Source organism: Rhodopirellula sp. UBA1907 (assembly GCF_002337565.1).
In the GTDB taxonomy this organism is placed as follows: Bacteria; Planctomycetota; Planctomycetia; order Pirellulales; family Pirellulaceae; genus Rhodopirellula; species Rhodopirellula europaea.
In genome coordinates this window covers 20,241-43,345 of the sequence record NZ_DDGH01000002.1, presented here as the reverse complement: position 1 = coordinate 43,345, position 23,105 = coordinate 20,241, and the positions used below count along the sequence as shown (strand labels likewise).

Sequence of the window (23,105 nt, the reverse complement as noted above, 5' to 3'; positions counted from 1 at the left end):
GCAAGCGGAGCCCCAGTGGCTCCGCTTTTTTATTGGATCGGTCGCAAACAGTTTTGACGCTCGACGACCGTACGATGAACTTCCAAGTCCGTCGATGCCGAGTCGGTATCCGTTCGAACCGGTTGCGTCATGGAAACCGGTGCTAACGCACTGCGGCTAATGTTTGAATGCCCTCGCATCTTTTTCTCTGAGCTCCAAACGCCGCTCAGGTCTTCACTCCCCTTCGCTGATTCCCGTCAGCCCAATCGCTTCATCGACGATCAATGTCGGGATTCCCCCACGGATGGGATACAGGCGATCGGCTGGAGAATTGACCAATCCGCCTTCGATTGGGTCTGTCACGCGTTCGTCCAATTGATCACGCGCGGTGCCGTCGCTGATCGCCTGATTGACCCTCTGGATGAGGGATTCGTCCGCCAGTGTGAGCTGGCCGCCGCTTGAGGGACAGCGCAAGATAGGCAAGATATCCGGGGTGATCATGGAGGGCTTCTCGGGGTTTCAAAAGTTTGACTGCAAGGGCGGTGAGCGTGCCACCGAATTCTAACCTCGGCAAACTACTTTTCTTGGGGCGGCCTTGCCATGCCCGATCCCACCTGCAGACGAAGGATTGTCATGCGGAATTCCAATCGGACGAACAAGTTCATTGTTGGCGTTTTGGTTGCGGGGGCATCGATGTCCCTGACCACGTCGGTCACCGCTCAGGAAGGCGGTGAATTGCACGCTGATCCAGCGACCGGAATCGTGTACCGGAAGCAAATTCGCCAGGTCCAGCGTCCGGTCAGCGAAGTCCAAATGAAGACTCGCGAGCAAACGGTTTACACGCCCAAGGCGGTTGTCGAGACCAAACCCGTTGCTCGCACGTCCTACGTTCCCGTGACCACGATGATGCTGCGTCCGCATTTGGAAGGTCGTTGGAACCCATTCCGCCAGCCCACCGTGGCGTACCGGCACGTTCCCGAAACCCGCTGGGAAGCACGCTCGGAGGTCGTTCATCAAACCGAGACCCGAGTGAAATGGGAACCAGAAACCAAGCTCGTTCAAGTTCCCGAGCGAACGTTGCGGATGCAGAACGATCAAGTCGTCCAGTACGAACCGGTCGGCCAGTTGGCACCTCAAGCACAATCGCTGGCGTCGACATCCAACATCCGCCCAGAAATCGCATCGCGTCTGCGTCCGATCGACTCCAACGCACCGATCCAGCCGATCACCACGGGAGCGGACCAAGTCGCCGCAGCATCGCTGGCAACCAGAGAACGTCCACGTTCATCGCTGCAATCCGGAATGCGGGCCACCGAACTAGCCCCATCCAACCCAACCATCTACGGCCCACCCACAACGGGAACCACCGTTGCAGGCTTGCCAGTAATCAGCGTCTGGCGGTGAGCTAAACACATAACTCCGAAGCTGTTCTTATCTGGCAGAGTCAGTCACGGCCGGTAGGCGATCTTGAGTCAGACAATGCCTGCCAACTTGTCCAATTTTGGCTCTATGCGTAAGGCATGCGATTCAGCGGGAACGTCTGCGGTATGCGATGCTTGGTGCAACCAGTAGCAGTGCGAGAAAAGTCGAGGGCTCAGGGACGGCAGTTGCGGTACCTGAAAATTGAGCATCCACATTCAATGCCCGGAATGATGAGTTTGTTCCCCCGTTGTTAGTTCCAAGCAACGAGAATGTAGGAAGCAAGCTAAGCGAATGAGGTCCGTTGTTTGAAACGATTGTGTCACTAATGTCCAGGACCGTGTCTGCGCTAATCGCTCCTTGCTCGTCGGTTTGCAAAAGTGATGAAAGGGTCAGTTCTGTGAATCCATCGAAAGAAACCGAGCCTCCGACCTCGTTGGAAATTGAGGCAGTGAAGGTTACGAACTCACTCTGATTGATCAAATTCGAAGAACCACCCGATACCCCAACGCCGGTAGTCCCGGTTTGATGTAGATTGGCGCTTCCAGTGGCGGTCACAACGGCATCGAAAGTTACACCATCAGCATCTAGTCCGATCAGGCTAATGCTCAGTGTATTTCCGGATGCACTCCCACCCGCGGACGTTAAAGTGAACGTCTGCACTATGGCGCCGCTGGCGAAGTTCGCGGCAGGTCCTACGAATAGGAGCAGCAACGTAAGTCTTGCCAGGTTTACTGAATTATGAATCACTTTGAATTCCGCGGAAAATTTCGTATGCACTTTGAAGTTAACTTGCCGCCTGCTGGTAATGCTAAGGTGAACGTGGTGGATGATCAAGGAAAACTATCTCTGCTTCACTGAATCTTAGTTAAACGACATTGGTTGTCGTTTGAGCATGCCCCTCGACAGGCTGGTGTGTTCGGTGCCTGATTAATTTTTTTTGGGCAGTCGGCTAAGGAGCATGCCACTATTTGGAGTGTGGAGTCGTCGTGAGTTGTGGGCGTCTCACAAAGAAAATTAAAAAACTACAAAACACCACCGAACGGTTAGAGGCTTCAGTCTTGCGTTTGAGGTCGAGTGAACGCAACAGAGTAGAACAGTTGTCTCCAAATATTCCGTCGGCACATGTGACGCAGCGTGGTCGCGTCGTTTGTTCGTGCTTGGCAATTGACAGACCCGAACTGCGTTCATGAGGGCGAATTCAACATTGCGAGCACTGAATCTAAACCTGCACAACCTCTATCATGTGGAGTGATCGCGAGATGCAGACGCTATTCGGTTAGCGTCATCGGCGTGTTGTCTCTCTGTATCATGATCGCTTCGATCCGGTTCGTTTGGACCGCGTTTTGGGGGCCGAGCAACAAGGCTGGATTGGTGGGACGTTGATCCTGATTCCAAGTCGCGATGATGGACTGGATGGCATCTCCACGCTCGGCATCCGATCCCAGCGGCGTTATCTTCAATTCAGCGAGACCCGGTAGCGTTTGCAACGAACGTCGGGCGATCAGTCGAATCGCGAGATACGGATCGTTCAAAAGTTGAGCGAGGTAGATCGATTGCCAATTGTTGCCTGATGTCGCCTGTGCGTCCGACCAACCCATCGTCCATGCCGCGAGCGCCCGGTTGGCGGCATCGCCTTTCAGCAGCCACAAAATGGAAGCCGCGACTTCCGATTGGTCAGCGTCCAGTTCCGGTGCATCGATCGAATACCAGTCGCTCAGATGGGTTGCTGTCCATTTCAGTGTCTTGTCCAGATGGCATTGGTTGCATGCGTTGGGACGTTTGGCGGCCAGATCCTGTTTCAGATCCGGAATGCTAATCGTGTGATTGCGAATCGCTTTGAGCAGTCCATACGCGGTGTGGGGCATGTGGCAGTTGTAGCAATTCGATCCGGTTGAATCCTCCGCGTGATGCGTATGAGATGTTGAGTACTGCTGTTGATCATGGCACTGAAGACAGGCATCGTTGCCGATCGCAGTGGGCTTCAATTGGTCGTTGGCCCAATCAGTGCGACTGCGTGTGTCGTCGGAGGATTGATGAAGTTGGTGGCATGTCAGGCAACCCATCTCACCGCGTTGAAAGCAGCCTGATTGTTCCAGTGAGGTGTATTCTCGTCCCGAGACGCGAACCATCCCGTCGGAGTAAAACGTTCCTTCATTGGTGCGGACGACGCGGTCGCGAATGGCTTCATTCTTTAGCAGCTCCTTCATATCCGGGCTGTGGAGATGCCATACATCGAATGACTCACGCAGATCAGATCCTGGTGGGTACGAGACGCCGTGGATGTTGATTCTCTCCGGGTCGCCTTTGAGGGTCATCACCGAATGACATTGGCCACAAACTTGTGACGATCGAACGTGCGACAGTCCTTCGGGATTGACGATGGGATCGTTCGACAAGGCGACGGCCTCGGCGTTCCTGTCGGTCGACTCTCGATGGTAGGTGATGTGTTGTTGCCCCGGTCCGTGGCATGCTTCGCAACTGATACCAAATTCGGCCACTCGCGTATCCCATTCGCCGACGCTCATTTCGCGTTTTTGAGGGTGCGTGGAATGACATTGGCTGCAGGCCGCATTCCAACGTCCGATTTCGTGCGAAACACCCTGTTCAGCTGGTTGTAGGAACGCCGCTGATCGCGGGACCCATTCCTGTGTTTCATTTAAAAAGACAAATGGCAGAATGCCCAAAGTGCGTTGCACGCCCATGGGAAACCAATACACTTGCATGTGATGCGAGCCGGTCGCCATCACAATGGGACTTCGGACTCGCTGGAGTGCCGCCGCTGTTCCCGGTATGGCAGCTGGATCAAGCATCTCGACCCAGCAAACATCACTTCCTTCTGTTAAGTGGTAGTTGCGTCCGTTTTCCGACAGCTTCACATCATCGAAGTCGCCCAGCAGAACCTCTGGATCGGCAACTTGCGTCATCGTGCGGTGATAGGAATCGAACCAAGTCGCGTGGTTCTGTGGGTGGCATTCGATGCATGCGTCAGAAGCGACATAGCCTTTGTCGGGAACCTCGATTGGACGAAAAGCTGATAGCTGAGCCATCACTGGCAAGCTGTTCTGAACTTCAGGTGACAACCGCTCCGGTCTCGCAAGGTCTCGTGGCGGTCCAAGCGGCACGGGAGCTGGCGGCAGAGCCAGCACAACAAAGCCCACTGCGAGGACTGGCACGAGCAACGCGCCTGCAATGGAACGCTTGATCCACCAGACCAGCCCGCCGGCGATGAGCCCAACGACGACACTGAAACCGATGACTGCTCCGTTCATGGCCGCATACTCAAAAATGTCGCTTTTCTGATGCCGACGAAGACCGCGGCCAACAAGCACAGAAAGACGCGTTTCGCTCGGCAGCCGGAGTGAGCCCGGATCTTTACCTGCCGGCACTCAATTGAAAGTATGTCCTTTCAAAGTATGTCTCTGCCATCAACCGTTTGCAACGGAGATCCAGATGGTGCCCGGCACCAGACGCAATGACGTAGCCGACGGAGGCTCTCCGTCGGCAATACCACCCCGCGATGCAGCAGGCATCTGCAAGCTTGCGACCTCGTGCTCGCTGAGCAACCGCATTGTTTGCTGTGATGGGTTGCGCTCATGCCGACGGAGAGGCTCCGTCGGCGACAGGGTTTTAGGCAGGTGATTGCCGAGTGCACTTCCCCGCAAGACGCCGGTCGCGGGTGACGCTATATGGAGGCAGCACCAGTCAAAATCAACATGCTGCTAAGCGGCTTTGACGAGACCACAAGGAATGCCGACGACCTCAAGCCTGGATTTCTGGATTTGTTCGCGTGCTGACGCGAGCAGAGGATCGATGTACTTCTTTGACTTTTCGACCTTGCTCATCCAGTCTTCGTTGCCACCGGGAGCGGCCAGCAAGCCGACGATGTCCGATGTGTTGGAACAAGTCAGGTAGTAACAGCCCAGCAACGGAGACGCCTTGAAGACATCCCGGTTAAACACACCCTTTCTCAGGCAGCTCATCGCCGAATTTCGTTCCGAGATGTCCAGGCCGATGAGGACAAGTCGTTGGATCAGTTTCTGCACGCTGGCAACCAAATTCACCATCATGCCGCCGTCGATGCAAGCCGAGGCGAGGCCAACCGTGAACTGGCTGGCCGTCCTGCCAATATCAAGCGCGCCAGCCACCAGTGCTTTCTGAAGCATCTTCTTGACTGCCTCCCCGGCCGCTTTCGCGTTGCCGCCATGAAGTGCCGCAACAGCGCGAATGGATCGGTACCGCTGCACGGCGGTTCCGTAAAAATCGCGAATGTGTTGGATCAGTCGCTCGCCCGAGCGAACGATCCCAACGAACGGGGCGACGTTGGAAAGGATGCTTGGGTCCAATGCGCTAGGTAAAAATGCCTTCAGATCTGCCGCATTCACACCGGTGGCGCTCTCCAGCATGCGGACAACAAACCCGTTTTGTTCCTGGGATCCCTGCGAACCTTGCCCGGATGCTCGTTCGGCATTGCGTCGGATATCTTGACTCTCGACTTGAAGTCTTGTTGTTTCCGTAGTTGATATGCCACCTTTGAAGCGGACCTCAGCACTGTGAAACAGGGTCCGCATGTTTTGTTCGCGGTGACTGTTCAACAAGTCCATCAGTTCTTTGGGGGGCATGATCCGATTCCATTCGAAGCAATGTTTGTGAAACTCGTCTGTGGCCAGCGATCCTGCTTCCACCCGTGGTGCAGTGCATTTGGCCAGCCAGCGCTTTCGATGGAACGGCTCGTTCTGATCCCGCTGCGTCCTGTCCGCGATCGCGACAAACTTGACCTCGTCGTCACAATACGCCATTCGTTGTCATCGGCATTCCGTGAAACGGAGATGACCGCAAAAATTTGCAGGGAATTGTTCAGCTCAAAATGCTCTTGTGGCTTCGGTTTGACGTAGCGATCAAGTGTTGGGGCAACCACGTCAGAAATGCTGAGCTGATCTGGGCCTCAGCGAAAAATCACTGAGGTGTGGCAGCCGCCCGGCACATTGCGAGAAGCTGGTTCCGGCGGGCGATCACCTTTTGGTGAGAATCGCTCGGTTTTTTCTCGTCAACATGGATTTGATTCAGAGAGTCCTGTGCGAGATCGGCGCGGCGCATGACTTTCAATTGAATCTGAGCCAATCGCAGTCGTGCTTCGTTTGACAGCGCTCCATCACGGTCTGCGATGATCTGCAATGGCCCCACGGCCGGGACGAACTGTTTGGCGGCCGCATAGAGCTTTGCCAGATCAAAGAGGGTTTTGTCAGATAATCCTCTCGCGATGGAAAGCTGGTCCAATCGAGCGAAGTGCGAATTTGCAACACTCAAACTACCACTCGCGATGGCTTGTCGAAGCAGCATCGACAAGCGATTGAATTCAGGGTGTGCCTGAGACGCAGTCATGGCTGCTTGCGCGGCAGCTGCTGCGTCATTGGCACCACGTTTTCTTTTGCCAAGAAAGCCGCGTTTGGTCTTTGTTTGTTTGGAGGTTGCGGATTGTTGCTGAGCGTACGTGGAATTGGCATCGACCTGGGAATGCTTGCTCGCCAAGGCTGCTGCCACCGGATCGTAGGCGATGGCGGCTTCACGCTGGATGGCTTCACGCCGCGAAGGCGGGCAGAGCCACTCGTATTCCTGCAGCCACTCGTTGCGAGAGATCACGTCCCAGTTCTCGCAGTCGACACGGCCGGTGTGCAGCATCCATAGGCCGATGGGTGCACCGACGAATGCGCCGAGCATATGCAGCAACCCTGACGAGACCGAGAAGCCGGCGAAGAACATCTCGACGACTTGCAGGAACAAAAACAGCATCGCGAGAGTGACGACTTTGACCTCGAATGCCAGTGCTCGGATGAAAAGAAACAGACCAAAGACCAGCACGCACTCGACATCGTTTTCCGGTGCCCAAATCAAGGCGATCATCATCAGGCCGAAGACGGCGGAGGATGCACCCAGCGAATAGCCTTCGCCGACGAGCACCAGCATCATCAATTGTTCGACAACACACTCGCCGACGGCGATTCCCAAATAGATCAGCAAAAACTTCCACGCACCGACCTTTCCTTCGACGATCAAGCCAAACGCCCACAAAAAGAACATGTTGCCCATCAGGTGAAACGGGCCGGCGTGCAGGAAAGCACTGGTCACCCACTGGATCGGATTGATCGTCTCGTAGGACAGAGCGAAACGTTCCATCGTTTCGAGTTCGATGTTGCCGGTCACCAGTCCCCAGACGCAAACGGCGAACGCGAGCACGTTGGCGACGATCAAGCTGACCGTGGCGATCGGCCAGTGATAAATGGGGGCGTCGGTTGAGATGGGGACAAACAACACGACGCGGTTCCTGGGGCGGAAGGAGGAGGGAGTGAGACGACAATCGCGATCGTAGTTTAATGCGATCGGCCTGTGTGGTGGCGACAAACCACCTGATGTGGGGCGCGCGTTTTGTTTCCGTCCAATCCGTTCGCTCAGAAAAATGTTCGCGAGCGGCGTTGCCGCCCGGCGTTTGGCATGTGCTCATCGCGCGTTTGGGGTGCATCAACAAGGGATTCAGATGCGCCGCTCGCTAGCAAGTTGGGTTGGTACGGAACCGCTGGGTCGCTGAATTTGATTTGTGTCCAAGACACTCCGAAAGTTCCGGCGCGGGAATGGTTGAATCAATCGCTTCAGTGGCCAACAAACTACTGCCGAGCGAAAACACGGCTTGGGTGAATTGACTTAAGATGTGCCGATCCGCGTTCGCTGTCGTGCGATTTCACCTCGCCCAACGTGATGATTGCGGCCGGACAGCCCACCTCGAAACCACCTGCCTCGTTTCCCAGTGCCGACTCCTATGCAAGACGCAGAATCCAATTCTAAATCCGCCGCCGGTTGGATCGTTCCTTCGTTGTCGTTGATGATGTTCCTTCAATTTTTCGCGTGGGGAGCTTGGTTTGCGAGTTTGTCCGCCGCGATGGATTCGAATTTGTTGGGAGCATTCATCGGTGGTGCGTACGAGGCGGCTCCTATCGCAGCAATCTTTGCACCGTTGTTTTTGGGACTGGTCGCCGATCGCTTCTTTGCCAGTGAACGTGTGATGGGAATGCTGATGCTGGTGGGCGGCGGCATCATGTTGGTGATACCGGGGTTGGCCGAAAATGCGTCGGCGTTCGCGAATGAGACCGCGGATGCGATGCGAGCCGCGGGGACTTATGAAGCGGAAGCGTTCAGTGCTTCCCAAGCCGAAGAGAACACCGCCGGAAAAACGTTGGTGTGGATGATCCTTGCTTACTTGCTGTGCTACATGCCGACGCTCGGGCTGGGGAACACGATCGCGTTTTCGAACATTCCCAGCCAGAACGATTTTCCAAAGATTCGCGTGTGGGGCACCATCGGATGGATCGCGGCTGGTTTGACCGTCGGGATCTTCGGCTGGTCGTCGTCATACAACATCTTTTGGTTGGGTGCTTTCAGTTCCTTGGCTTTGGGAGTGCTGTGTTTCTTTCTGCCGCACACCCCACCGCCGCTCAAGGGCAAGCCGATGGACATGCGATCGCTGTTCATGGTGGATGCCTTCACGTTGCTGAAGGATTGGAACTTCCTGATCTTCGCGATTTGCTCGACGTTGATCTGCATTCCATTGGCCTACTACTACGGCATGACCGCGACGTATTTGAATCAAACAGGATTCGCCGAGCCCGCCGCGACGATGACGATTGGTCAGATGTCCGAGATCATCTTCATGTTGTTGATTCCGTTCTTCTTCCGTCGCCTGGGCGTGAAGGTGATGATCCTGGTCGGGATGGCTTGTTGGGTGTTGCGATACGCCTTGTTCGCCTACGGAGCCCCGGATCAAACGACGTGGATGTTGCTTGCCGCGGTGGCGCTGCACGGCATTTGCTATGACTTCTTCTTCGTGACGGGATTCATGTACACCGACCAAAAGGCTCCGCTTGGCATTCGCGGTCAAGCTCAAGGGTTGTTGGTGTTTTTGACTCAAGGTGTCGGGATGTTCTTCGGTTACCGAATCATGGCGGGCGGAAACCTGTTCGGCTTCATCCCGTTGAATTTGACGTTTGGACGTTATGGCGAGCAGGTCACTTCGTCACCAACCTACGTGGAAGCATTGGCCGACGCTCGCGGCGAATCAGCGTCGCTGTCGTTCCTGGAGACGTTCACGCAGATGTTTTCGAGAGCGTTACCGGAAGGACTCGATGCAGCGATTCTGGCGGAAACGATGGGGCAATGGAAAGACTTTTGGTTGTCGCCGGCGATCATGGCAGCGATCATTTTTGTCGTCTTTGCGTTGACGTTTTGGGACCGAACCGAGACGGAACCCGAAGCGGCCGAAGCAGCGACCGCCGAGCCCGTTCCTTCTGATCCCGCTGTTTGATCGGCCCACGATCGAGACTTTGCCGGCGGTGGTTTGAGCGAAATCGTTCACTTGGCGAATTGGCGTCGAAACCGCGGGACCCCGCGGTTGGATCCTGCGTTATGATGGAGCGAGGGATGTGACGGCGAGCCGGTTGGCAGAGCCGCGACATCGCGGGTGGAAGATCGCTTCTTCAGCCATATCGCTTTCTCTGCCAGACAGGGCTCTGACGTGACATTTCCTTTTCGCCTCGGTTTTGAATCGCCCGACTACCTTTGGTGGTTGATGGCGTTGCCATTGCTGTGGTGGATGGGATGGTCGCATCTGCGAGTGCTGGGTGCATGGCGACGCGTGTTTGCTTTGATCGTACGGACTGTCGTTTGGACAGCGATTGTTGCCGCTCTGGCCGGAGTTCAACTGGTTTGGACCAGCGATCGAGTCACGGTCATGTACGTGCTGGATCAAAGCGAGAGCATCCCGTCATCGAAACGAACGGCGATGCTCGACTACGTAATCGAATCGGTTCGTCGGCACCGCAATGCAACGCGAGGCGATCGAGCGGGCATCATCGTTTTCGGTCGAGACGCGATGATCGAGATTCCGCCATACGACGACAACGTGCCACCGATCCGTCGTCTAGAAAGTTTGCTCGAACGTACTGATGCGACCAACCTGGAGACGGCGCTCAATCTTGCTCAGGCATCGATGCCCGAGGACACGTCACGTCGCATCGTGATCGTGACCGATGGCAACGAGAACATGGGCGAAGCCCGCCGGATCGGCAGCCGCATTGTCGACGCCGGAATCGGAATCGATGTGGTTCCGGTTTTGAAAGAGGCCGGAGGCGAGGTGTTGGTCGAAAAGATCGATTTGCCAACCAACATTCGCAAAGGCCAACCGTTCGAAGCTCGGATCGTGGTCGATCGCCAAGGTGCCAAGTCGACCGACCCTGATAAACCCGTGTCGGGGCGACTGAGGGTCAAGCAAAAAGTTGCTGGCGAAGAAGCATTGTTGCTGGAGCAGACCGTCGAGCTGCAACCGGGAAAGAATGTGTTTCCGCTGCAGCACAAGATCGATCAACCGGCGGCCTACACCTACGAAGCTGAGTTCATCGCGGATGAAGACGAGGATGACTCGCTGACGCAGAACAACAGCGCGACCGGGTACACCTACGTGCGCGGCAAAGGTCGTGTGCTGTTGATTCACGGGCCGGAGGACCTTGGCGACTTCGAATTGCTGATCGCAACGTTGCGTGATTCCAACATCGAAGTGACGCCGATGCCAACGACGCAGCTCTTTGGATCGTTGGCGGAGTTGCAGCCTTACGATGCGGTGATCTTGGCTGGTGTGGCCAGAGTGTCCGGCGAGACGACTCAAACGATCACGTCGTTTAGCGATGACCAAATCGAAATGTTGGTCCGCAACACTCAGCAACTCGGGGCCGGGTTGCTGATGATTGGCGGACCGGAATCGCTGGGTGCAGGTGGCTGGACCGGCACGGAGCTCGAAAAGGCGATGCCGGTTGATTTCCAGATCAAGAACACCAAGGTGCAAGGTGTCGGGGCGTTGGCTCTGATCATGCACGCCAGCGAAATGGCGCAGGGGAATTACTGGCAAAAGCAGATTTCAATTGCCGCGATCGAGCAACTCGGCAGCGCCGACAAAGCCGGAGTGGTTCACTGGACCATGAACGGCGACAAGTGGTTGTGGGGCGGATCCAAGGGGATGTTGGAAGTCGGCCCCAATCGCCGCGCGATGTTGGCGGCTGTCGGTCGAATGACGCCAGGTGACATGCCCGAGTTCGATCCGGCGATGCGGATGGCGGTGACCGGATTGGTTCGCACCGATGCATCCGTCAAACACCTGATCATCATCAGCGACGGTGACCCGGGACCGCCCAGCAACAGCGTCATCCAAGCGTTCAAGGACAACAGCATCACGATCAGCACCGTTGCGGTTGAGTCGCATGGGTTGTCTGACAGCAGGCGTTTGCAAGACATCGCTCGAGCGACCGGTGGCAAATACTACGCTGTGAAATCCGGTCGAGCATTGCCGGGAATTTTCCAACGCGAAGCCCGCCGGGTGACTCGTCCGCTGATCTATGAGCCACCCGGTGGCGTCACGCCGCAGATCATTTTTCCGCACCCCGTGGTCGACGGGGTGGACTCGTTGCCACCGATCACCGGTTTTGTCATGACCCAGGTCAAAGACAGTCCGCTCGTTCAGGTGATCGCTCAGTCGCCAAAACCCAGTACACCCGAAAACGCGACGATCTTGGCGACTTGGACTTATGGTCTGGGGCGTTCCGCTGTGCTCACAACCGACGCCGGGGCACGTTGGACCAACGCTTGGACGGGATGGCCCGGTTATGAAAAATTGCATTCGCAGTTAGTGCGTTGGTTGATGCGTCCCACCGGCGACACCGGCCAATTTTCTTTGGCGACACAAGTGCGAGACAACATGGTCGATGTGATCGTGACCGCGCTTGGCGAAGACGATTCCTTTCTCAACTTCTTGGAAGTCGGCGGCTCAGTCCTGGATCCCGAGCTGCAACCGTTGATGTTGGAGATGGAGCAAACCGCACCGGGACGTTATGAGGGCTCGTTCCCGATCGATCGAGCAGGAACGTACTTCGTCAACGTCATACCTGGACAAGGCAATGCGCCGTTGTCCACGGGAGTCACCGTGCCGTACAGCGAAGAGTTCCGGTATCGCCAAACGAACGAAACACTGATCGCACAGTTGGCTTCGATGAGACCCGACGGTGGCGAAGCTGGCTTGGTGACTGAGCCTTTGGAAGCTGTCCTTGACGACGCGTTGCTGTCGCGGGACACGTTCCGAGGTGGCTTGCCGTTGGCACGTCGCATTCGTGATGCGTGGCCCTGGTTTGTGCTGGCGGCGTGCGTGTTGTTCTTCACCGATGTGTTGGTTCGACGCGTCGCCATTCGCTTCGGTTTTTTGAAGTCTTGGTGGAAGCAAATGATCGGCGAAGCCCAGCCCGCAACGGCAACGGTCGCACGGTTGGATCAATTGCGTCAAACCAAGGAAGACGTCAACATGCAGCGAAGAGCCAGCCCACGGTTTGAACCTGAGTCGATCGACATTGGCGGATCGAAGGAATCCGACATTGCTGGGTTGGATTCGTCGTCGGGACGATCTGGTGAGGCTCCGAACGCGTCGCGGCCGGCGTCGACGGCAGGTGGCAGCGATGAGTCTTCTCCAACCAGTTACACCGAGCGATTGCTCGAGGCCAAGCGTCGGGCGAAGAAGAAATGATGATGTTGGTCTTCGCCGCTTTCGCGTTGCTGCTGATCGGGCTGGAACTGTTCACCGGCTGCGCCATGCTCGGTTGGGCAGCGGACAAGATGGTTGTCGAGCGAGAGAAGTCGCCCGGCCCGTATTGGTTCGCAATCACACTGCACACCATTGTCGGGATCGGGTTCCCGATTCTGTTTGCGATCTACAGTTAGCACGCGAGAACCAGCACCGGCTCGAATGCAGCGTCGTTCATCGCTCAAGTCGCCGATGGCGAGCGGACTGCATCGGACGATTGACGATGGCTGAACCAAGCCCAGCGAACAGTCGCGTACAGGATCACGGCCGTCAGCGTTCCAGCGGCGTCGGCTAGGAAATCCATCACATCGGAATGTCGGCCTCGCACCAGCGATTGCGTCAATTCGTCAACGCAGGCGTACACCAAGCACATCGCCACGATGATCGAGAACCGACGCCACACCCGGGTGGAGGTCGTGCAATAGCAGAGCAGCGTCGCCAGCCCGAAGAAGGCCGTGAAGTGCATCACCTTGTCATTCACCGACGGCAGAGACTTGGGCAGTTTCGGTAGATGGGTGCCGATAAAGATGGCGGTCCAGTAAGCAGCCAACGCGATCACAGCCAATCGAAAGCCGAGCAGTCGAAGTTTGGTGACCGGTTGCATCAGCGGTGCTCTCGCGAGGACAATGGGCGTCTACGACAATTCGTTTGCTAAAGGTCTCTATCGTGCGTCAGCAATCCACTCCTTCGATCAACCTGGCGTCGTTTCCGGCGTCGCGGGCATTCTTCGCGACTCTCGTGCTCGCACTTGTCCCATCTTCCGCATTTTGCCAGTCCGCGGAAACTCCCCCTGCTGCTGCCGAAGACGCTCCGGCCGCGGAAAAAGCGGGGGAATCAGATGTGAAATGGCGTCCTTTGGCGGGGAAATGGGAGGATGCCCACTTCGGTGGCGACGGCGAAGTCACGCGAGAAATTTGGAAGAAGAAATCCGAGGACGCGGCTGAGAAGCGTCCGGCGAACGGAAAACTGTTCCGTCTGGGGATGGGCGACCCGCTGACTGGAATCCGTTGGACTGGTGAGTTTCCGAAAGAAAACTACGAGCTGCGACTGCAAGCCCGTCGGACCGATGGATTTGACTTCTTTGCCGCGGTGACATTTCCCGTTGGCGAAGAGCACTGCAGTTTTGTCCTGGGCGGCTGGGGCGGCGGTGTCGTCGGAATCAGCAGCATCGACGGCAACGATGCCTCAAGCAATGAAACGACCAGTTACAAAGATTTCAAAAACAAGCAGTGGTACAGCATTCGAGCCCGCGTCGACGAAGAGAACGTCACGGTCTGGATCGATGACTTAGAGTGGAGCAGCGTGAACCGATCCGAGCACACGTTCGATATCCGGATCGAGATGGATCCATGTCTGCCGGTGGGGATCGCCAATTTCCAGTGCGAGAGCGAAGTTCGAGGGATTGAGTTCCGCAGTCTGGCCGGCACCGCTGGTGACGATGCGTCCGCAAAAGAAACCTCTGAGACGACACCGGTGGGCAACCCATGAGTTTGGATCCGTTGGACATCGATCGTCACTGGATGCAGCGGGCGATCGAGATGGCTCAGTCTGCCGCGATGGAAGACGAGGTTCCGGTCGGAGCGATCATTGTTCGGTCGGGATCGGCGATTGCCGCCGCCGCGAATCAACGCGAAGCCTTGCATGACCCCACGGCTCACGCCGAAATGATCGCCATCACCCAAGCGGCCGCTTCGATCGAAAATTGGCGGCTAGAGCAAACCACGTTGTACGTGACGCTCGAACCCTGCCTGATGTGCGCCGGTGCGATCCTGCAGGCTCGCGTGCCGAGAGTTGTGTTTGGGGCCAGCGATCCCAAGGCCGGGGCGGTGACCAGTTTGTACGAAGTGTTGACAGATTCTCGTCTCAACCATCGCTGCGAAATCACGCACGGGGTGATGGCAGAACAGTGCGGCCATTTATTAACCGAGTTCTTCTCCGCCAAGCGGGCATTGGGGAAAAAGTAGGGGAAGAAGTGGAAGTCAATTGACGCTAGAATGCAGGACCTCCCCAGTCGCTGCCGACTGTTACGCCCTCCCCACCTATCCCGAGGCCAATCGCCTCACGCCAAAATGAAACTGAATTCGCTCTCTTTCCCAAGTCCACGATTCATGACCCTTCATCGTTTGTATTTGACCGGACTGCTTCTCGGTGGTTTGACGCTGACCGGTTGTTCCCGCTCCAACTCCGACGCGGAATCAAAGACGCCTGAAGTTGAGGAAACGGTGGTCAGCGTTCCTGCGGAAGTAACGCCAGATGATCCCGAAGCGGTGGCCGCATTGACGGAAGCCGGTTACATCCTGACGAAAGACGATGACGGCAACGTTGTGGAGTTTTCCATCGCAAATCAAAAGGGTGGCATCGAGAAATCTCTGCAATACCTCAGTGGCATCCCGAACACTAAAGAAGCAACCTTCAACGGTCCCGGCATTGATGATGCGGGAATGGAGAACCTGACTTCGTTGCCCAATCTGAAGTATCTAACGCTATCAGACACGGCGATCACCGACGAAACACTGAAGACCGCTGGCAAGCTGGATTCCGTCCAAGGTTTGTTCTTAAGACGCACCGGAGTTACGGATGATGGCTTGGAGTTGCTCACCGGTTTGAGCAAGTTGCGAGCGATCGATTTGCGGAACACGAACATCGGCGATGCCGGAATGGACCCGCTCGCCAAGATCAAAACCTTGGCCGATGTGCAGTTGGAAAAGTCCAAGGTGACTGATGAAGGATTGGTCAAGCTTGCACCGCTGCCGCTGAAGTCCATCAATTTCAACTACTGCACGACGATCAATGGGCCGACGATGGAAATGCTGGGCCAGACCCCGACACTCGAGTATTTGCAGGGTGACTATTCCAAGATCAATGACGCATCGATGGCTGAACTCAAAGGGCTCTCCAAACTCAAACGCCTACGGATTCGTGGTTGTGACGTGACCGGGGAAGGCATCCAGCACATCGCCAACAACAAGGCTCTCGCACGATTCGAACTTCGCGATTCTTCGGTCGATGACGATGGTTTGAAAGTCATCTCGCAATTGCCTGCCGTGACTTACGTCGATATTTCAGAATGCCGTTTGGCATCTCCCGAAGGCATCGCTCAACTGGGTGAATTGACAGGTCTGACTTACCTTGGGCTTTGGGAAACCAAAACCAACGATGCGACGTTGGAGGCATTCGGCGAACTGGTCAACTTGGAAGAGTTGAATTTGAAGTCCACTTCGGTGACCGATCAATCGTTGCCTGTGCTGATGAAAATGACCAAGTTGAAAACGTTGAATGTTGCTGGAACGCAACTTGGCGACGACAGTTTCCTTGAGTTGGCAAAGCTTCCAAATCTCAAGAGCATGAACGTTGCCAACACCAGCATCGGTTTCGATGTCATTGACACATTGGCTGAGAATCATCCTGACCTCCAAGTCATTGAGTTTGAAAACTGATGCAAGCAAGTGCTACCGCGAGTCGTTCCAAAAGTCGCCGGCCCGGCGAAGATGAACTGTCACTCGACTACCACCGTGAACTCGCCAGTCGTGTTCCTGGCGAGTGCGTTCTTCAGGCCATGGATGACCAACTGCATTGGGTTTGCGAGTTGGCCGGTAGCCTCTCGGCAGAACAGATCGACAAGGTTCACAAGCCCTACGCTTGGACGATTCGTCAGGTGGTCGAGCACTGCGTTGATGCGGAGCGAATTGGCGGCGATCGAATGCTGCGAATTGCGGCGGGAGATCAGGGCAACCAACCGGCGTGGGATGAAAACGCTTACGCCGCGGCACGCTTCGGGTTGGGAAACATGCGAGAGCTGATTTCTGAACTGGGGTACTGCCGGCAAGCCAACACCACATTGCTGCGGCGAATCAATCCGCGAGCTTGGGACAACGTTGGCACGGTGGATGGCAATCGGATCAGCGTCCGAGGGATGGCGTGGGTGACCGCTGGTCATCTGCTGCATCACTTGGAAATCATCGAGCAGCGATGTGATATTCACGTTCCTCGCGGTCCTCAAATGACATGAGTACCGCGACCGAGAAAGTGTTGCGGCGTCGATTGATCCAGCGTCCCGCCGAGTCCGGTTTGCGGCAGACGCTCTACGATGTGATCTTCGAGGCTGATTCACCACTCGGTCGAGGTTTCGATATCGGGTTGTTGGTCGCCATCATCGCCAGCATTGTGCTGGTGTCACTGGAGACCGTCCCCGAGTACGACCTTCAACGAAGTCCGGATTCGACCGAACCCGCTAGTTCGATTGCGACTGGATTCTGGGTGGCCGAATGGATTCTCACCATCCTGTTCACAATCGAATATGCGCTTCGGTTGTACTGCGTACGGCATCCGCTGAAGTACGCGTTTAGCTTTTGGGGCGTCGTCGATCTGCTCAGTATTTTGCCGAGCTACTTGACGTTGTTTGTTGGCAGGTCGGCCAAGTCATTTGTCATCCTTCGCAGCGTTCGTTTGCTGCGAGTCTTTCGAGTGCTGAAGCTTTGGCGGATGATGAGCCAGGCCGATGAGCTTGCGGATGCGGTTTGGAAATCACGCGAAAAGATCATTGTCTTTTTGGCGGTTGTCTTGGTCGCGGTCACGATCAGTGGCACGCTAATGTACCAGATCGAAACGGTGTTGATGGGCCAATACCACGACAGTGAATTCACTTCGATTCCGCAAGCGATGTATTGGGCGATCGTGACGATGACCACGGTTGGATACGGAGACGTCGTGCCCCACACAACAATTGGCAAAATCATTTCAGCCGCTCTGATTCTGCTCGGTTATTCATTGATCATCGTTCCAACCGGGTTTGTCAGCGCGGAGTTGTCTGGCAAGCTTGCTTCCGCGGCGGAGCACCATCCGTGCCCGCAGTGTGGTTTGTCAAACCATCGATCCGGAGCGGTCCACTGCGATCGTTGCGGACATCGGTTGGACGAAGCAATCCTCCCGGAACCTGCCCCCGAAGCAACGCCGACATAGGCCAGCGGATTAACAAGGTTGACGCTATCGTGGACCACCTTCGGGCGGCGGTGGTGGATGCGAAGAGGCGGGCTCTCTAGCGTTCTTTGGGTTTGGACGAAGACCGCAGATGATCCGCATAAACACGAGCCACGTCGGCCATGTAGTGGGTCATTGGTGTCTCGGCCGCCCGCGTCATGAATCGCAGAGCTTCGTCTGGTTTATTCTCCGCATCCGCGATCAGACCCAAGTACAAATCGGCGTAGAAACGAGCGGATTGTTTGGACATCGGATGATCGATCGCGTTCACCGCCGCTTCGATTTTCGTCGCATCTCCGCCTGGTAGGCGATCGAGGATCTCTGACATTGGAACTCTGCGGTCGCCCGGAGCAGGCAACAACAGCTTGCGAGCCGAATCAATGTCGTTGGCTTTGGCTTCGCAGAGAAAGTGCCATGCCGCGTTTTCGACGTCGTTGGGGTTCACGCGTCGATGAGCTTCAAACAATTCCCGTCCATCATCGAAACGCCCCGCGAAGAAGAGAGCGATGCCGTACTGCCAAAGATACGGCCGCATGTCAGGCGATTGTTTGATCGCGGTTTCGTAGTGAGGAATGGACTCGTCCGCTTTGCCACCTCGCAGCAACGCATCCGCCAATGCGACCTCTCGGCTCGCGGCCCCAGACTCATCGGCTCGCAAATTGGATTGGGCGCGTTCGATCGAGCGTTCATGACGGTCCGAGTGATCAACGCTGGGCGGTTGTGCATTCGCGGTGGGACTGGTCAGGCACGTCAGTGAGAGAGCGAAAACTATAAATGTGCTGAGCGTTTGGCGAGGACGAGTGATCATGGTCTTTATTTTCTTGGGGACTGATCGGAAATTGGCATAGGCTTCCACGCTGTGTGCCCTGCATGTGCATCATTCTCTCCACAGGTCGGAGGCTCGGAGGCCTATGCCACATGACTCGGGTTGCATTGGGGGGAAGCGGTATGATAACGCGGAGGGTGAACCATCCTGGCGACAAGAATTTTATCGAGCAAATGACGACGATCTTGTGAAACCCATTCTGTATTCTTTCGTGTGGCTCATGGCTGGCAGTGCCTGGCTGATGTCGTCGGGATGTCGGTTGCCGACCGGTCTGACGCACTCACGTTGGGCGATGGAGCATCCAGAATACGCGAAAAAGTATGCCGAAGGTGTTCCCAAGTCGGATCCGATTGGCAAAGTGAAACAAGCCAGCGACGCGCGGTTCTTGAATGGTGCCTCGGGCACTTACGTTTCCGCTGGTGCCGCGTATCGGTCAAATTCGGGCGGCGGTTTTGTCGCGGACGTAGGCAGTGAAAATTACCTGACGTCCTACCTCACCCAAAGGCTTTCGCTATCTGGTGCTGCGGGCTGGGATCAAGCTTCGATTGGCCTCGACACTGGTTTGCGTCTTCAGACTCCAACTCGATTGGCGCCCTTCGTGGGAGTCGGTGGCTACTTGGGGATGAACTGGGAGACGGTTGATGCGGACGATGACGGAGTCGACAACGACGAGGATGGATCCACCGATGAACTCGGTGAAGAAGACACCGAATACGATCTGACCATGGCGTCGATCTATCCCGAAGTGGGTGCCCACTTTTGGTGGACGCCGCATGCGCGGTTGACCGGTTTTGGACGCTACTGGGTCACAACGGATGGACGCGAATCCGATGCCTGGATCGTGGGCGGCGGACTCGCGATTTTTCGGAAGTGAACCAGTCGTTGGTTGAAAGCAATCCGATCAAGGATTGACCGACGTCTCTTGCGGTTGGTCCCAAAGGCGATAGGGATCGTCCAAACGCTGCATTTCCGACAGCAACAAGGCCTCCAGTTCCTGACGTTTCTCGGCGTAAGCTGGATTCTCCGCGAGGTCCGTTTCGAGTTCCGACTCTCGTTTGTGTTCGGGTAAGTATTCCATCGGATTCGCTGCCAAATTGAACAACTGAGTTTCGCGGACTTTGCCATCCAACGCGTCGTACTTGATCAGTTTCCAATCGCCCTTCTTCACGCTTCGCATGCCCGGTTTGGTGCCACCGCAGTAGACGCCATAGAGGACATCACGAAGAACGTCTTTTTCGCCGCGAAGGATTGGTTGCAGCGACTGCCCTTCCAGTGTTTCGGGCGGATCAATTTTCGCGAGGTCGACCAGAGTGGGCAACAGATCGAGAAGGTACAAATTGCCGGTGGCACGTTTCCCCTTTGGAATGCCAGGACCCTGGATGATGAATGGGACTCGCCAAGTGTGTTCGTAGAGATTCTGTTTGCCTTGCAAACCATGGCGGCCAATCGCCATTCCGTGATCGGACGTGTAAACGATGTAGGTGTTGTCCAGTTCGCCCATCTCTTCGAGACGACGAAGGACCTTGCCGATCTGAATGTCGATGTTTTCACTGCAAGCAAATTCTCGCCCGAGCTCGTTGCGGATCGTTCGTTCGTCGCGACGATCCCAGACGCCTTTGACACTCACTTCATCGCGAAGATTTGGGTGTCCATGATGAAACGGGTGAGCATCCAAATGGTTCGGCGGCAACGGCGGTTGCTTCGGATTCGCGGGAGGCAACGTCTCACGGTCGGTGTGATTGGTTGCTCCATACTTGGCGAGCAACTCAGGGGTTCCATCTCGCGTGTCGTGCGGATGCGAGAAACCAAAGTAAATCAGAAACGGATCTTCATCCGATGCCGCGTCGCGTTGGTCGAGGTATTCCAGCACTTGTTTGCCATGCCATGCGCTGCCTGTTTCTTCGGTTCCGCCACGCTTGGTTGCGTCACGCACGACGGTGAATTGCTCGTTGGCGGCGGGGTAGCTGTTGCCTTTCTTGCAGGTTCGCATCGTGTCGTAACCCGCTCGATTGAAGATCGCCGCCATGGTGTATTCGGGCAGGTCTTCGGGTGCCAGCTTTTCGTCTGGGTAGCGAACGCTTTGATTCTGTTTGCGTTTTTTTGCGTTCTTGGGGCGTCGCTGAGGAAGGTGCCAAACGGTTCGTCCCGTCATGATCATGTGACGTGAAGGAGTGCAAACGGCTCCCGACCACGCGCCCATATGATGGGCCCCGTCGAACACCATTCCCGAAGCCGCCAAGCGATCGATGTTGGGTGTGTCGAGTGGCGAATCCGGGTTGTAAATTTTGAGGTCCAGTGGCGATTGATCATCGACCACGATCACCAAAAAGTTGGGGCGTTCGTTGGCGTTGACTGTCGAAGCAAACGCGAGGGTGAACAACGCGATGGAAGGAAGCCATCCGGCGACGGGGCTGAGGGGACGCATGGGGATCTCTTCGGGGATGAAGCGGAGGGGCAATTCGGTAGGTGATTCGCGTGATCAGGGGTTGGGGCTGGTGTACTGTGAAGGTTCAATCCAACGGAGATCGTTCCAGTAGCCGGTGTCGTTTGGTTGAGGATCGCCGGGAGTGCTTCGTCCGTTGACGACGATCTTTGTCAGAGCGTTTTGCAAACGGCGAACAACATTTGGGTGATCAGATGAAATGTCTTTGGACTCTGATGGATCGCTGGCGAGGTTGTAGAGTTCTCCATCATCATCGTCTCGCCTTGGTGCGATCCATTTCCAGTCGCTCGCGGTGATCGCGAATTCGCCTTTGATGCCATGGTTGATCAAGGGAACGCGGTGATGTTCGTAGGACGGATCGAGCAGGATGGATGCAAAGCTTTGGCTGTCTTCGGCAGCCTCGTCGGGCAACGGTTGGCCGAGCAGTTCGGCTACGGTCGCTAGCAGGTCGACTTGACCCACCAACGCATCGCTGGTGCGGCCGGGTTGCTTGATGCCGTTGGGCCACCGGGCAAGCATGGGGACACGGTGACCGCCTTCGTAAATATCGCGTTTGCCACCTCGATACGAACCATTGCTGTGATGACCGAAGTCATCGATGCGTTGCTTCCATGATTTTTCGGGACCGTTGTCGCTGGTCAAAACGACAAGCGTGTTGTCGCTCAGCCCGTTGTCTTCTAAATGCTTCAGCAATCGCCCGAGGTGGTGGTCCGTTTCAATCATGAACTCGCCATAGCCGCCGCAGTCTCCTTGCCCCCAAAACTCGGGCAATGGGCAAATGGGATAGTGCGGCGAGGTCAGCGGCAGGTACAGGAAGAATGGTGGTGCGCTCGACGCGCTTTCATTGGTGGGTGCGGCAGTGACTTCCGTGATCCACTCGATCGCTTCGTCGGTGAAACGAGTCAAGCATTGATTGTCGATGAAGTCGTCTGCGACCTCGATGGTTGTTTTCTTGAAACGCTTTCGGGCTTCGGCCTCCGTCTCTTGGTAGGGAGGTTTGATGCGGTAATCGACATGACGTTTGTTCGGTTTCTTTCCGGTCCACAACTTGGGAGGAACCGCAGCGTGACGACCATCGAACCACGCCAATACTCCGTAGTTCAATGAAGCGGGGATTCCGAAGAAATGGTCAAAGCCCTTATCGAGCGGCATGTCGCGAACAGGTTGCGACCAATCTCGATTCTCCGGTGTGCCAGGGAACTGCATTCCAAGATGCCATTTGCCCACCATGCCGGTTTGATACCCTTCGTCGCGAAGGAACGATGCAAGCGTCATGCGATCGTCTGCGATCAAGCACTTCCCCTCGGCAACCATCACGCCTCGCTTGAGCGTTGTCCGCCAACTGTAGCGTCCGGTCAGCAATCCGTAGCGTGAAGGCGTGCAAACGCTGTCACTGGAATGAGCGTTGGTAAACGTCAGCCCTTCTTTTGCGAGGCGGTCCATGTTGGGCGTCTCGAATTTCGCATCGGGATTCATGCTGCTGACATCCCCGAAACCCTGATCGTCGGTATAGACGATGATCACATTGGGCCGAGTGTCCGTTGAAGTGATCACCGGGTTTTGCTGGGCGATCACGTTGCGATTCGGGACGGCCAAACAAACCAAAACGACGGCCAGAATCGCAATGGATCGAAGGCGATTTGATCGAATGAACCGAAGCGGCAAGTGAGGGAAAACCCTGGGCGAATCCGAACGCATATTGAAGCCGACAATGCTTGGGAAGCGAAGTTAACAGGGTGGATTGTATTCCAATCCCGTATCGGATTCGCATCACGAGGTCATTTTTCGCCCAGTGGCAA

19 protein-coding genes are annotated in these 23,105 nt (G+C 55.9%); 10 read left to right on the top strand and 9 right to left on the bottom strand.

Annotation, left to right across the window (positions count from 1 at the left end):
• Positions 1-213 precede the first annotated feature (213 nt).
• Complete coding sequence (locus tag B2R17_RS00405) at positions 214-480, bottom strand: Trm112 family protein (RefSeq protein ID WP_008653797.1); 267 nt, start codon at positions 478-480, stop codon at positions 214-216.
• Between the two features lie 132 nt (positions 481-612).
• On the opposite strand from B2R17_RS00405, the gene B2R17_RS00400 reads away from it, so the two are divergent.
• Positions 613-1,383: a hypothetical protein gene (locus B2R17_RS00400; protein WP_008653798.1), complete on the top strand. Its 771-nt coding sequence runs from the start codon at positions 613-615 to the stop codon at positions 1,381-1,383.
• Positions 1,384-1,506: 123 nt separating this feature from the next.
• Here B2R17_RS00400 and B2R17_RS00395 read toward each other — a convergent pair whose 3' ends face one another.
• The 4 genes from B2R17_RS00395 to B2R17_RS00380 all read right to left on the bottom strand — a co-directional run bounded on the left by B2R17_RS00395 (position 1,507) and on the right by B2R17_RS00380 (position 7,710).
• Positions 1,507-2,235, bottom strand: a complete 729-nt coding sequence (locus B2R17_RS00395) for a PEP-CTERM sorting domain-containing protein (protein WP_286762390.1) — start codon at positions 2,233-2,235, stop codon at positions 1,507-1,509.
• A gap of 434 nt (positions 2,236-2,669) precedes the next feature.
• On the bottom strand, positions 2,670-4,670 hold the full coding sequence (locus B2R17_RS00390) for a multiheme c-type cytochrome (RefSeq protein ID WP_286762389.1): 2,001 nt from the start codon (positions 4,668-4,670) through the stop codon (positions 2,670-2,672).
• A 450-nt stretch (positions 4,671-5,120) separates the two neighbouring features.
• Positions 5,121-6,020: a hypothetical protein gene (locus B2R17_RS00385; protein ID WP_286762388.1), complete on the bottom strand. Its 900-nt coding sequence runs from the start codon at positions 6,018-6,020 to the stop codon at positions 5,121-5,123.
• A gap of 334 nt (positions 6,021-6,354) precedes the next feature.
• The gene (locus B2R17_RS00380) at positions 6,355-7,710 is read right to left on the bottom strand and encodes a rhomboid family intramembrane serine protease (protein WP_286762387.1); all 1,356 of its coding nucleotides are present in this window, start codon (positions 7,708-7,710) and stop codon (positions 6,355-6,357) included.
• Between the two features lie 499 nt (positions 7,711-8,209).
• Here B2R17_RS00380 and B2R17_RS00375 point away from each other — a divergent pair, with 499 nt between their 5' ends.
• The 3 genes from B2R17_RS00375 to B2R17_RS00365 all read left to right on the top strand — a co-directional run bounded on the left by B2R17_RS00375 (position 8,210) and on the right by B2R17_RS00365 (position 13,197).
• On the top strand, positions 8,210-9,748 hold the full coding sequence (locus B2R17_RS00375; protein ID WP_286762386.1) for a nucleoside permease: 1,539 nt from the start codon (positions 8,210-8,212) through the stop codon (positions 9,746-9,748).
• Positions 9,749-9,958: 210 nt separating this feature from the next.
• Entirely contained in the window at positions 9,959-13,003 is a 3,045-nt protein-coding gene (locus B2R17_RS00370) for a VWA domain-containing protein (RefSeq protein WP_286762385.1), read from the top strand.
• On the top strand, positions 13,000-13,197 hold the full coding sequence (locus B2R17_RS00365; RefSeq protein WP_008653819.1) for a hypothetical protein: 198 nt from the start codon (positions 13,000-13,002) through the stop codon (positions 13,195-13,197). The genes B2R17_RS00370 and B2R17_RS00365 overlap by 4 nt, the downstream gene beginning before the upstream one ends.
• Positions 13,198-13,241: 44 nt before the next feature.
• On the opposite strand, the gene B2R17_RS00360 is transcribed toward B2R17_RS00365, so the two are convergent.
• Positions 13,242-13,664 (bottom strand): VanZ family protein, encoded by a 423-nt coding sequence (locus tag B2R17_RS00360; RefSeq protein ID WP_286762384.1) that lies wholly within the window; start codon positions 13,662-13,664, stop codon positions 13,242-13,244.
• 62 nt (positions 13,665-13,726) lie between these two features.
• Between B2R17_RS00360 and B2R17_RS00355 the strand changes: the two genes are divergently transcribed.
• The 5 genes from B2R17_RS00355 (at position 13,727) to B2R17_RS00335 (ending at position 18,019) form a co-directional block, all read left to right on the top strand.
• Positions 13,727-14,548: a family 16 glycoside hydrolase gene (locus B2R17_RS00355; RefSeq protein WP_286762383.1), complete on the top strand. Its 822-nt coding sequence runs from the start codon at positions 13,727-13,729 to the stop codon at positions 14,546-14,548.
• A complete protein-coding gene (gene tadA, locus B2R17_RS00350; protein ID WP_008653827.1) occupies positions 14,545-15,024 on the top strand; it encodes a tRNA adenosine(34) deaminase TadA in 480 nt (159 codons plus the stop codon). The genes B2R17_RS00355 and tadA overlap by 4 nt, the downstream gene beginning before the upstream one ends.
• A 144-nt stretch (positions 15,025-15,168) precedes the next feature.
• Positions 15,169-16,497: a leucine-rich repeat domain-containing protein gene (locus tag B2R17_RS00345; RefSeq protein ID WP_286762382.1), complete on the top strand. Its 1,329-nt coding sequence runs from the start codon at positions 15,169-15,171 to the stop codon at positions 16,495-16,497.
• Positions 16,497-17,069: a DinB family protein gene (locus tag B2R17_RS00340; protein WP_286762381.1), complete on the top strand. Its 573-nt coding sequence runs from the start codon at positions 16,497-16,499 to the stop codon at positions 17,067-17,069. The genes B2R17_RS00345 and B2R17_RS00340 overlap by 1 nt, the downstream gene beginning before the upstream one ends.
• A complete protein-coding gene (locus B2R17_RS00335) occupies positions 17,066-18,019 on the top strand; it encodes an ion transporter (protein WP_286762380.1) in 954 nt (317 codons plus the stop codon). The genes B2R17_RS00340 and B2R17_RS00335 overlap by 4 nt, the downstream gene beginning before the upstream one ends.
• Before the next feature lie 76 nt (positions 18,020-18,095).
• On the opposite strand, the gene B2R17_RS00330 is transcribed toward B2R17_RS00335, so the two are convergent.
• Complete coding sequence (locus B2R17_RS00330) at positions 18,096-18,845, bottom strand: tetratricopeptide repeat protein (protein WP_286762379.1); 750 nt, start codon at positions 18,843-18,845, stop codon at positions 18,096-18,098.
• Positions 18,846-19,083: 238 nt separating this feature from the next.
• Between B2R17_RS00330 and B2R17_RS00325 the strand changes: the two genes are divergently transcribed.
• Positions 19,084-19,737, top strand: a complete 654-nt coding sequence (locus tag B2R17_RS00325; RefSeq protein ID WP_008653833.1) for a hypothetical protein — start codon at positions 19,084-19,086, stop codon at positions 19,735-19,737.
• 27 nt (positions 19,738-19,764) lie between these two features.
• Here B2R17_RS00325 and B2R17_RS00320 read toward each other — a convergent pair whose 3' ends face one another.
• On the bottom strand, positions 19,765-21,288 hold the full coding sequence (locus B2R17_RS00320) for a sulfatase-like hydrolase/transferase (protein ID WP_286762378.1): 1,524 nt from the start codon (positions 21,286-21,288) through the stop codon (positions 19,765-19,767).
• Between the two features lie 54 nt (positions 21,289-21,342).
• The gene (locus tag B2R17_RS00315; RefSeq protein WP_286762377.1) at positions 21,343-23,004 is read right to left on the bottom strand and encodes a sulfatase family protein; all 1,662 of its coding nucleotides are present in this window, start codon (positions 23,002-23,004) and stop codon (positions 21,343-21,345) included.
• Positions 23,005-23,105 lie beyond the last annotated feature (101 nt).

What these genes read in the sequence shown, in the direction of transcription:
- B2R17_RS00330 (WP_286762379.1), bottom strand. Translation starts at nt 18,845, where the DNA reads ATGATCACTCGTCCTCGCCAAACGCTCAGCACATTTATAGTTTTCGCT.
- B2R17_RS00335 (WP_286762380.1), top strand. Translation starts at nt 17,066, where the DNA reads ATGAGTACCGCGACCGAGAAAGTGTTGCGGCGTCGATTGATCCAGCGT.
- B2R17_RS00400 (WP_008653798.1), top strand. Translation starts at nt 613, where the DNA reads ATGCGGAATTCCAATCGGACGAACAAGTTCATTGTTGGCGTTTTGGTT.
- B2R17_RS00345 (WP_286762382.1), top strand. Translation starts at nt 15,169, where the DNA reads ATGACCCTTCATCGTTTGTATTTGACCGGACTGCTTCTCGGTGGTTTG.
- B2R17_RS00365 (WP_008653819.1), top strand. Translation starts at nt 13,000, where the DNA reads ATGATGATGTTGGTCTTCGCCGCTTTCGCGTTGCTGCTGATCGGGCTG.
- tadA (WP_008653827.1), top strand. Translation starts at nt 14,545, where the DNA reads ATGAGTTTGGATCCGTTGGACATCGATCGTCACTGGATGCAGCGGGCG.
- B2R17_RS00325 (WP_008653833.1), top strand. Translation starts at nt 19,084, where the DNA reads ATGGCTGGCAGTGCCTGGCTGATGTCGTCGGGATGTCGGTTGCCGACC.
- B2R17_RS00340 (WP_286762381.1), top strand. Translation starts at nt 16,497, where the DNA reads ATGCAAGCAAGTGCTACCGCGAGTCGTTCCAAAAGTCGCCGGCCCGGC.
- B2R17_RS00385 (WP_286762388.1), bottom strand. Translation starts at nt 6,020, where the DNA reads ATGCCCCCCAAAGAACTGATGGACTTGTTGAACAGTCACCGCGAACAA.
- B2R17_RS00390 (WP_286762389.1), bottom strand. Translation starts at nt 4,670, where the DNA reads ATGAACGGAGCAGTCATCGGTTTCAGTGTCGTCGTTGGGCTCATCGCC.
- B2R17_RS00360 (WP_286762384.1), bottom strand. Translation starts at nt 13,664, where the DNA reads ATGCAACCGGTCACCAAACTTCGACTGCTCGGCTTTCGATTGGCTGTG.
- B2R17_RS00315 (WP_286762377.1), bottom strand. Translation starts at nt 23,004, where the DNA reads ATGCGTTCGGATTCGCCCAGGGTTTTCCCTCACTTGCCGCTTCGGTTC.
- B2R17_RS00405 (WP_008653797.1), bottom strand. Translation starts at nt 480, where the DNA reads ATGATCACCCCGGATATCTTGCCTATCTTGCGCTGTCCCTCAAGCGGC.
- B2R17_RS00320 (WP_286762378.1), bottom strand. Translation starts at nt 21,288, where the DNA reads ATGCGTCCCCTCAGCCCCGTCGCCGGATGGCTTCCTTCCATCGCGTTG.
- B2R17_RS00375 (WP_286762386.1), top strand. Translation starts at nt 8,210, where the DNA reads ATGCAAGACGCAGAATCCAATTCTAAATCCGCCGCCGGTTGGATCGTT.